Source organism: uncultured Roseovarius sp. (assembly GCF_947259555.1).
GTDB lineage: Bacteria > Pseudomonadota > Alphaproteobacteria > Rhodobacterales > Rhodobacteraceae > Roseovarius.
This window is the reverse complement of the sequence record NZ_CAMYMD010000088.1, coordinates 1-7,969: the sequence shown is the minus strand read 5'-3', so window position 1 is coordinate 7,969 and position 7,969 is coordinate 1. Positions and strand designations below refer to the sequence as shown.

Below are 7,969 nucleotides of genomic sequence, written 5' to 3'. Positions count from 1 at the left end.
GGGCCGGGCGCGAGTGCCCGCCCGTCGAGCGCGCGCAGCAAACCCGCGCCCTCGTCGGGGCCGCACGCGGCGATGGCGGGGCGAATGCGCTGTGTGATTTCTTTCAGAACCGGTGCCGCGGCGGGGCCGGCCCCTGATGTGTGCCCTTGCAAGAGGCGCTGTGCCAGCAGTTCCAGCCGCTCGACCGTGTCGCCATTGCTGCGCCACGGATCGTCCGATACCGCCGCCAGCGCCTGTGGTTTGTCGCTGGCAGGCGCAGCCATATCGCAATCGAGCGGGTCGATGCCCAGTGCGTGATCCGTCGCCAAGGCCCGAATGAGCGAGGCATCGCCCCCCCTGCCATCGCCGCGCGGCACGCGCGCGAGCGCGATGGCCAGATCGGCCTCTTGGCGGCCCGTCGGCGATTGGCCGAAGACATGCAGACCATCGCGGATCTGCGCCTCTTTCAATTCGCAAAGATAGGCGTCGAGCCGGGCGAGATCGGTATCCTCGTCCTCGCCCGCCATGCCCACGTCCTTGTCGAGGCCCGTGGCCGAGGTCAGCGTCAGGATTTCGCGGCGCAGATGATGGATGCGGCGCGGGTCGACGCCCGCCGCCTCATAGTATTCATCGACCAACGCTTCGAGGTCGCGCAGGGGGCCATAGGTTTCGGCACGGGTGAGTGGCGGGGTCAAATGATCAACGATCACCGCTTGCGCGCGGCGCTTGGCCTGTGTGCCCTCGCCGGGATCATTGACGATGAACGGATAGATATGTGGCATCGGACCCAGCACCGCCTCGGGCCAGCATTCATCACTGAGCGCGAGCGCCTTGCCGGGCAGCCATTCAAGATTGCCATGCTTGCCCATATGCACGATGGCCTGCGCGCCAAAGCGGTGCCGCAGCCAGATATAAAACGCGAGGTAGTTATGCGGCGGCACCAGATCTGGAGAGTGGTAGGTGTCGGTCGGGTCAATGTTGTAGCCGCGCGCCGGTTGAAGCCCGACCACGACATGGCCGAATGTCAGCACCGACAGGGCAAAGCCTGCGCCGGTGGTGCCGTCTGAGTTGAGTATTTCGGGAACGAGGAAAGGATCGTCTTCGGGCGCGCCCCAGCGGGTGGTCATCGCCTCCTTGAGGGCCCAAGGCAGGGCGTCGAAGTGCTCTCGGTACTGGGCCAGCGGCAGGGTTTCCCCACCCTCGCGCTCGGCCCGGTCGGTCAGCCAGTTGGTCGGCCCGGCCATCATCGCCCGCATCAGGGCGCCGCTATCCGCCGGCGGCATGCCGACGTCATAGCCCGCGCTTTGCAGCAGGCCGAGCGCGTGCACGGTGGCGGCTGGGGTGTCGAGGCCGACGCCATTGGCGAGGCGTCCGTCCTTGTTGGGATAGTTGGCAAGGATCAGCGCAACCCGGCGCTCGGGCGCGGGGGTTTGGCGCAGGCTGGCCCAATTGGCGGTAAGCCGGGCCACGAAATCGACCCGGTCGCCAACCGCGCGATAGGTGGCGATGGGACATTCGGTCGCCTCGTCAAAAAACGCCTCGCCCTTGAAGCTGATGGCGCGGCTCAGAATTCGGCCGTCCACTTCGGGCAAGGCGACGTTCATGGCGATATCGCGGCCCGAAAGACCCGTGAGGCCAGTGGCCCATGCCTCTTCCGATGACCCCGCAAGAACCACCTGAAAGACCGGCGCCCCGTCGGCGGCGGGCATGACGAGCGGGTTGTCGGGGCTCATGTCGCCCGCATGGGGTGATCCGACGGCAAAGGACGTGGCGTTCAGGATCACCGATGGCGGCGCTGCGGTGAACAGATGGTCAAGCGTGGCAACCGAGACCGGATCCTTTAGCGAGGCCACGAAGATGGGCAACGGATTGAGCCCCGCACGCAAGAGCGATTTCACGAGGCGGTTGATCGGATGCAGCCCCGCGCCCTGGACGAGCGCACGGTAGAACAGCACCGCGACCACCGGTTGACCGGCGGTCCATGCGTCCTGTGCGGCGACAAGCCCCGTCACGCCCGCGCCGGGCCAGTAGACCCCTGCGCGCAAGAGCGGGCTGGCCGAGGCGGGCGGCTCTCCGCCCTCCAGCATGGTGCGGGCGTAGCGCAGAAAATTGCCTGCGTTCTCCGGTCCTCCCTCTACGAGATAGGACCAGAGTGCGTCGTAATCCGCGTCCTTGACAGTGGAAAGATCGCGCAATTCGGCGTCGGGCTTGTCATCGCCGGGCAAGAGCGCCAGCGGCACCCCGGCCTCATGGCAGCGCGCGGCAAATTGCTCGGCGCCGTATTTCCAATAGCCGACGCCGCCCAGCACGCGCGCGATCACGAGGCGCGAGCGCGTGGCGCATTGGTCGAGATGCAGATCGACCGACATGGGGTGTTGCAGATGCGTCAGGTTGGCCAACCGCAAGCCGGGCGCGTCGGATATCTCGGCACGCGCCGCGCTCAGTGCCGCCAATTCGGTGTCGGCGGCGGACAGGAATACCACGTCCGACGGGCTCTGGCCCAGATCGACAGGCTCGTTTGCGTCTTCGATGGTTCCCGGTGTCGCGGCGAGGAGGTGCATCAGGCGGTTCCGGCTTGATTGGGGCCGCGATATGCGGCAATAGCTGCGAATTGGTGCTCCGATACGGGGCGCGGTGCCGAAAGGGCAGGACGATGGACTACAAAGCGATGGGCGCGCCCAAGACGGGTGGCAAGCTCCCCCGCCACAAGGAGCATAACGCCCCGGGCAGTGACAAGAACCCGTTTGGCAAGCGCCCCTCCAAGGAAGAGCTGATTGCCCGGCTCAAGGGCAAGACCGAGAAATCCTCGAAATAGCCTCATAGCGCCTTTTCCATAAAGATGGAGGAGGCGCTCTCGGGGTAGTCCCCGAACGGTCCCGATGTCTCGAACCCGTGCCGTGCATAGAGCCGGTGCGCGGCCTCCAACAGGCTGCCGGTTTCCAGCCGAAGACAGGGCAGCCCGAGATCGCGCGCCTCATCCTCGATCCGGCGCAAGAGCGCGTCAGCGACGCCGCGACCGCGTGCCGCGTCGTCGACGAACATGGATTTCACCTCGCCATAGCCATCGCGCAGCGCGAGGGCGCCGGTGCCCAGAATCCGGTCTCCGCTCCGGGCCGTGAAAAACCGGATATCGGGCGCGGTCAGCGCCTCTATGTCGAGAAAGAAATTATCCTCTGGCGGGAACAGCGACTCCATGAGCGCATGGCTCGCGCGCAGGAGCGCGCTGGCCTGCGGGTGCCTCGGGTCTGCCGCCTCGACGATGATCATGCCGAGAGCGCGGCCGTGATCGCCGCCCGGTCAAGACCGGCCTGCCCGATCACCACGAGGCGCGTCTCGCGCGGGCCGGTGCCGAAGGGCTGGTCGAAATAGCTGTCGACACGCGGCCCGACCGCCTGAAGCGTCAGGCGCATTGGCTTGCCGGCGACGGCGGCAAAGCCCTTGAGCCGCAGGATGTCGTGGGTGCGGATCACCTCGGCCAGTTGGTTTGCGAAACCGGCAGGGTCGGTGATTTCGGGCCGGGTCACGACAAAGCTCTCAAAGGCGTCGTGATCGTGTTCGTGTTGGTGATCGTCGTCGTGATGGTCGTCGTCATCATGGTCGTGATGGTGATGGTGCAGCTCGTGGCGCGCCTCCATGTCCATCTCGGCCCCGATACCCTGTCCCAAAAGCACCTCGACCGGCAGTGCCCCCATGCTGGAGGTCACGACTTGTACGCCGCCGCGTGCATCGCCGCGTAAACGCTCGGTCAGGGCCTGCAACGCGTCCGCGTCAAGCAGGTCGGACTTGTTGATCACGATCATGTCGGCGCAGGCCAACTGGTCCTCGAACAGCTCTGACAGCGGTGTTTCATGATCGAGGTTCTCATCCAGTTTGCGCTGGGCGTCCACCGCCGCGACATCATGGGCGAAACGGCCCTCGGTCACGGCCTTGCCATCAACCACCGTCACCACGCCGTCCACTGTCACGCGGGTGGAAATCTCGGGCCAGCTAAAGGCCCGCACGAGTGGTTGTGGCAAGGCCAGGCCCGACGTTTCGATCACGATATGGTCGGGGGCGTTCTCGCGCTCCAGAAGCTTTTGCATCGTTGGCACGAAATCCTCGGCCACGGTGCAGCAGATGCAGCCATTGCTGAGTTCCATCACATCCTCGTCGGAGCAGGTCTCGATACCGCAGCCCTTGAGGATGTCGCCATCGACGCCGAGATCGCCGAATTCGTTGATGATGAGGGCGATACGTTTGCCATTGGCGTTTTCAAGCATATGGCGGATGAGGGTGGTCTTGCCGGCACCCAGAAAGCCGGTGACGACAGTGGCGGGGATCTTGGCTGGCATGGGTTGCTCCTTCAGGGGGCTTGCATCGGGGGGCGCTGCTGGCCTAAGCGATGGCGAAAGGGGGATCGGCGATGGCGCACCGGATTGTAGTCTGTTCTACCTGCGAAGGCGGGGATGGCAAGGCATTTGCGGCGCGAATACGCGCGGCGCTTGCCGCTCGGTCAATGGAGTTCAGCGTCGAGGACCATGATTGCATGTCCAATTGCGCGCGGCCTCTCAGCGTTGCGTTCTCTGCACCGGACAAGGCCACGTATCTGTTTGGCGATGTCGATCCCTTGCGTGATCTCGATGATACGCTCGCCTTTGCCGCCCTGTTCGCCGAAACACCTAACGGCTGGATAGAGGACGCGCGACCAGCCGGGCGGCTCAGGCATTGCCTGATCGGGCGCGTGCCGGCATAGCGGATCATTCGATCGACAGGCTGGTTGTGGCCTCGATGGGCGTGCCGTCAACGGCCAGTTGGCTGTGGTCGTTGGCATTCAGTGTGACGCGCAGGACATGCTCACCCTTGGGCAGTGCCGAGAGCTGCATCCATGGGCTGTAGGCCCGGGTGATCTTGATGTCGTTGATATAGATGTGGGCGTGGCCATGGCCGGGCACATGGGGACCGTTCACGCCTTTGGGGTCGAAGGCGAAGTTCTCGACGTCGATGTGCAGATTGCGGCTCTGCGGTCCATCGGGGTGGATGGTCAGTGTCAGCTTTGGTGCCGGAAGCCCTGCCTCGATCTGTTTTGCATGATCCCCGCCACCATGGTCATGGGCGGAATGGTCATGCGTCGCTGTGCCGTGATCGTGGCCCTCAAGCTGTACGCCGGATGTCGCGGCGACGAGAAATCCGAGGCCGGTGCCGAAAAACAGCCCGATGCCGAGAAAGGCTATTGGTTTCGCCATGTGAGGTATCTCCTGCGTGTCGGGCATCCCGGCGGCGTACCGCCGGGATGTACCTGCCATATCAGGCGTTAGCGCTTTCGCGATGCCAGAAGTACCCGGCAAAGAGCCCCAACAGGGCCCAGGCCGCGAACCCGACGCCAAGCGCACGCGCGGCAAAGAGCGCGGCGATCTCAGGCGGCACCGGCCCGGCGAACGCGTCCGGGTGCGGCGCACCGACAATATGCGGTGCGAGCAGCAGGAGGACGGCCAGCCCCCATGTCGGCCAACCCCGCCCGAAGGCGATCAGCGCAAGGCCGACGCCGGTCGCCGCGACCGTGGCCCACCACCAGATCTGGCGGTCTCCCAGATCCGCCGCCGCCACGCCGGGCACTTCGGGGGGCAAGGAGAGGGCGGGCGCAAAGTGAAAGCTCACAAAGGCCGCGATGCCCCAGATCAGGCCGGTGCGGGCATTGATCGTCACACCGCGATCGGCAGCCATCGCCATGGCCGCAACGAGGATCAGCGCGTAGCCCACGTAGATCAGCGCCGAAAACAGGATGCTGAGACCATCGCGCACCGGGTCGAATGCCGGCAGGTCGGGATGGGCGCTGACCGCCTCTGCCCCGAAATGCACCAGATCGCCGCCCTCGTAGAGTTCGGCGTGCAACAGCACCGGCTGCACGAAAACCAACTGCAACAGGGCGGCAATCAGCCCTGCGCAGAAACCAGCGAACAACGCGCTGGTGACAATTCTGGAAAACATTCTTTAGTGGCAGGGAAAGCCGGTCGCGTGGCGCACGTCATGCGCGGCGTCATGCAGGGCAGAGGCCTGCACATGGCCCGCGATCGTGATGATGCCGAGGCCAAGAACAATGGCGGCAACGAACGGCAGGACGGTGGATTTTGCGGCGGTTTGAACCAGTGTGGTCATGATAGTATCTCCTGTGCGCCTCTCACCCGAGGCGGGATTGACAAACGCAGGGCTGGTCTCCTGGCTCGCGGGTCGTCACCTGTCTGCCGCCTTCCCAAGATGCCGGGCACCTCAGTGGCAATTGGCAGGAGGCTCACCGCTTACAGTCGCGGGGGCGGCTGACGCATGGACGCCCTGTTTGGGTCCGCCGTCACGTCATTCCCATTTCATCCCCGAGGCGCTTTGCACCGCTGCGGGGAACCTTGCCCCTCCGGTATGCAGTCTGCGCGCCTCATCGTCAAGGTTGATTGCGACCCATGAGTGACGCCTTGCGGCATTGTTTTTAGCGCGCTGGTCCTCCTCATGCGCAATATCGTGTGGATAACTCCGCCCATTACCCTATATACGGTGGTTGGCCGTTGACAGCTTGGCCGCGCTGAGGCCACACTTCAGTCATAGCGGAATCACCGGACACGGGGCGCAGGCACAGTTGCAGTTCTCGAAACTCAGACTCACCGGCTTCAAGAGCTTTGTCGATCCCACCGACCTGATCATTGCCGATGGCTTGACGGGGGTCGTGGGGCCGAATGGCTGTGGCAAGTCGAACCTGCTCGAGGCGTTGCGCTGGGTCATGGGCGAAAACCGTCCGACGGCGATGCGCGGCGACGGCATGGAGGACGTGATCTTTGCCGGGGCCGCCACCCGGCCCGCGCGCAACTTTGCCGAGGTGGTGATTCACCTGGACAATTCCGACAGGCTCGCGCCCGCCGGTTTCAATGACGCCGATCATCTCGAAATCGTGCGTCGCATCACCCGTGACGTGGGCAGTGCCTACAAGGTGAACGCCAAGGATGTCCGCGCCCGCGACGTGCAGATGCTCTTTGCTGACGCCTCGACCGGGGCGCATTCTCCGGCACTGGTCCGGCAGGGGCAGATCTCTGAGTTGATCAATGCCAAGCCCAAGGCGCGGCGCCGCATTCTGGAAGAAGCGGCGGGCATTTCCGGCCTTTATCAACGCCGCCACGAGGCGGAGCTGAAACTGCGCGCGGCGGAAACCAATCTCACGCGCGTCGATGACGTAGTCGAACAATTGGCCGCGCAGCTTGCGCAATTGGCGCGACAGGCCAAACAGGCCGCGCGCTATCGTCAGATCGGCGAAGAGCTGCGGCAGGCCGAGGGGCTGTTGCTGTACCGTCGGTGGAAAGAGGCCGATGAGGCACGGGCACGCGCCGAGGACGACCTGCGCGCGCGCACGACCGAGGCCGCGCGCGCGGAAGTGGCGGCGCGTGAGGCCGGCAAGGCGCGGGCGTGTGCCGAAGACGCCCTGCCCAAGCTGCGCGAAGAAGAGGCGATCGCGGCGGCGATCCTGCAACGGCTGAGCGTGCAGCGCGACACGCTCGCTGAGCAGGAGGCGAATGCGCGCGACCGGATCGAGACGTTGCAGGCCCGGATTGATCAATTGACACGTGACATTGATCGCGAGGCGGGCCTCAATCGTGACGCGGGAGAGACCATCGCACGGCTCGAATGGGAGGCCGAGGAATTGGCCAAGGCTGGCGAAGGCCACGCCGAGCGCCTTGAGGCGCTCCAGACCGAGGCGCGGGATGCGGCGCAGATATTGCAGCAGCGCGAGAACGATCTGAGCCAGTTGACAGAGGACATGGCACGGCTGTCGGCCCGTCACCAATCTGCCCAGCGCCTGCTGGATGACAGCCGCAAGACACTGGCCAAGAGCGAGGGCGAGGCCGAGCGCGCCCGCGCGGCGCAGGCCCAATCCCGCGCGGCCATGGCCAAGGCCGAGACCGATCACGCCGCGGCGGCAGAGGCCGAAGTGCAGGCCGTCGCAGAAGCCGAGGCCGCCGAGGCGGCGCTTGTCGCC

The 7,969-nt window shown here is 65.2% G+C and carries 9 protein-coding genes and 1 riboswitch; of the genes, 3 read left to right on the top strand and 6 right to left on the bottom strand.

What is annotated here, in order from left to right; all coding sequences use genetic code 11:
• Positions 1-2,540 (bottom strand): cobaltochelatase subunit CobN (gene cobN, locus Q0X85_RS14930; RefSeq protein ID WP_297773192.1); only part of this gene is annotated, 2,540 nt, incomplete at its 3' end.
• 92 nt (positions 2,541-2,632) lie between these two features.
• Between cobN and Q0X85_RS14925 the strand changes: the two genes are divergently transcribed.
• Positions 2,633-2,794, top strand: a complete 162-nt coding sequence (locus Q0X85_RS14925; protein ID WP_297773191.1) for a hypothetical protein — start codon at positions 2,633-2,635, stop codon at positions 2,792-2,794.
• A gap of 2 nt (positions 2,795-2,796) precedes the next feature.
• Here the strand turns inward: Q0X85_RS14925 and Q0X85_RS14920 are convergent, their stop codons facing one another.
• Together Q0X85_RS14920 and cobW are read right to left on the bottom strand one after the other, a co-directional pair.
• Positions 2,797-3,246, bottom strand: a complete 450-nt coding sequence (locus Q0X85_RS14920; protein ID WP_297773190.1) for a GNAT family N-acetyltransferase — start codon at positions 3,244-3,246, stop codon at positions 2,797-2,799.
• Positions 3,243-4,310, bottom strand: coding sequence for a cobalamin biosynthesis protein CobW (gene cobW / locus Q0X85_RS14915; protein WP_297773188.1), 1,068 nt, complete (start codon positions 4,308-4,310; stop codon positions 3,243-3,245). Before cobW ends, Q0X85_RS14920 begins: the two co-directional genes overlap by 4 nt.
• A 71-nt stretch (positions 4,311-4,381) precedes the next feature.
• On the opposite strand from cobW, the gene Q0X85_RS14910 reads away from it, so the two are divergent.
• Complete coding sequence (locus Q0X85_RS14910) at positions 4,382-4,711, top strand: DUF1636 domain-containing protein (RefSeq protein WP_297773186.1); 330 nt, start codon at positions 4,382-4,384, stop codon at positions 4,709-4,711.
• A gap of 4 nt (positions 4,712-4,715) precedes the next feature.
• On the opposite strand, the gene Q0X85_RS14905 is transcribed toward Q0X85_RS14910, so the two are convergent.
• From Q0X85_RS14905 to Q0X85_RS14895, 3 genes are all read right to left on the bottom strand, one after another.
• Positions 4,716-5,201, bottom strand: a complete 486-nt coding sequence (locus Q0X85_RS14905; protein WP_297773184.1) for a hypothetical protein — start codon at positions 5,199-5,201, stop codon at positions 4,716-4,718.
• A gap of 61 nt (positions 5,202-5,262) precedes the next feature.
• The gene (locus tag Q0X85_RS14900) at positions 5,263-5,943 is read right to left on the bottom strand and encodes a CbtA family protein (RefSeq protein ID WP_297773182.1); all 681 of its coding nucleotides are present in this window, start codon (positions 5,941-5,943) and stop codon (positions 5,263-5,265) included.
• 3 nt (positions 5,944-5,946) lie between these two features.
• Positions 5,947-6,111, bottom strand: coding sequence for a CbtB domain-containing protein (locus Q0X85_RS14895; protein WP_297773181.1), 165 nt, complete (start codon positions 6,109-6,111; stop codon positions 5,947-5,949).
• Positions 6,112-6,143: 32 nt separating this feature from the next.
• A riboswitch (cobalamin riboswitch) is annotated at positions 6,144-6,371 on the bottom strand.
• Between the two features lie 209 nt (positions 6,372-6,580).
• Here Q0X85_RS14895 and Q0X85_RS14890 point away from each other — a divergent pair.
• On the top strand, positions 6,581-7,969 hold a 1,389-nt coding region (locus tag Q0X85_RS14890; RefSeq protein WP_297773194.1), incomplete at its 3' end, for an AAA family ATPase.

Excerpts from the sequence above, each read along its gene's own strand:
- Q0X85_RS14910 (WP_297773186.1), top strand. The coding sequence starts at position 4,382 with ATGGCGCACCGGATTGTAGTCTGTTCTACCTGCGAAGGCGGGGATGGC.
- cobW (WP_297773188.1), bottom strand. The coding sequence starts at position 4,310 with ATGCCAGCCAAGATCCCCGCCACTGTCGTCACCGGCTTTCTGGGTGCC.
- Q0X85_RS14905 (WP_297773184.1), bottom strand. The coding sequence starts at position 5,201 with ATGGCGAAACCAATAGCCTTTCTCGGCATCGGGCTGTTTTTCGGCACC.
- Q0X85_RS14895 (WP_297773181.1), bottom strand. The coding sequence starts at position 6,111 with ATGACCACACTGGTTCAAACCGCCGCAAAATCCACCGTCCTGCCGTTC.
- Q0X85_RS14920 (WP_297773190.1), bottom strand. The coding sequence starts at position 3,246 with ATGATCATCGTCGAGGCGGCAGACCCGAGGCACCCGCAGGCCAGCGCG.
- Q0X85_RS14925 (WP_297773191.1), top strand. The coding sequence starts at position 2,633 with ATGGACTACAAAGCGATGGGCGCGCCCAAGACGGGTGGCAAGCTCCCC.
- Q0X85_RS14900 (WP_297773182.1), bottom strand. The coding sequence starts at position 5,943 with ATGTTTTCCAGAATTGTCACCAGCGCGTTGTTCGCTGGTTTCTGCGCA.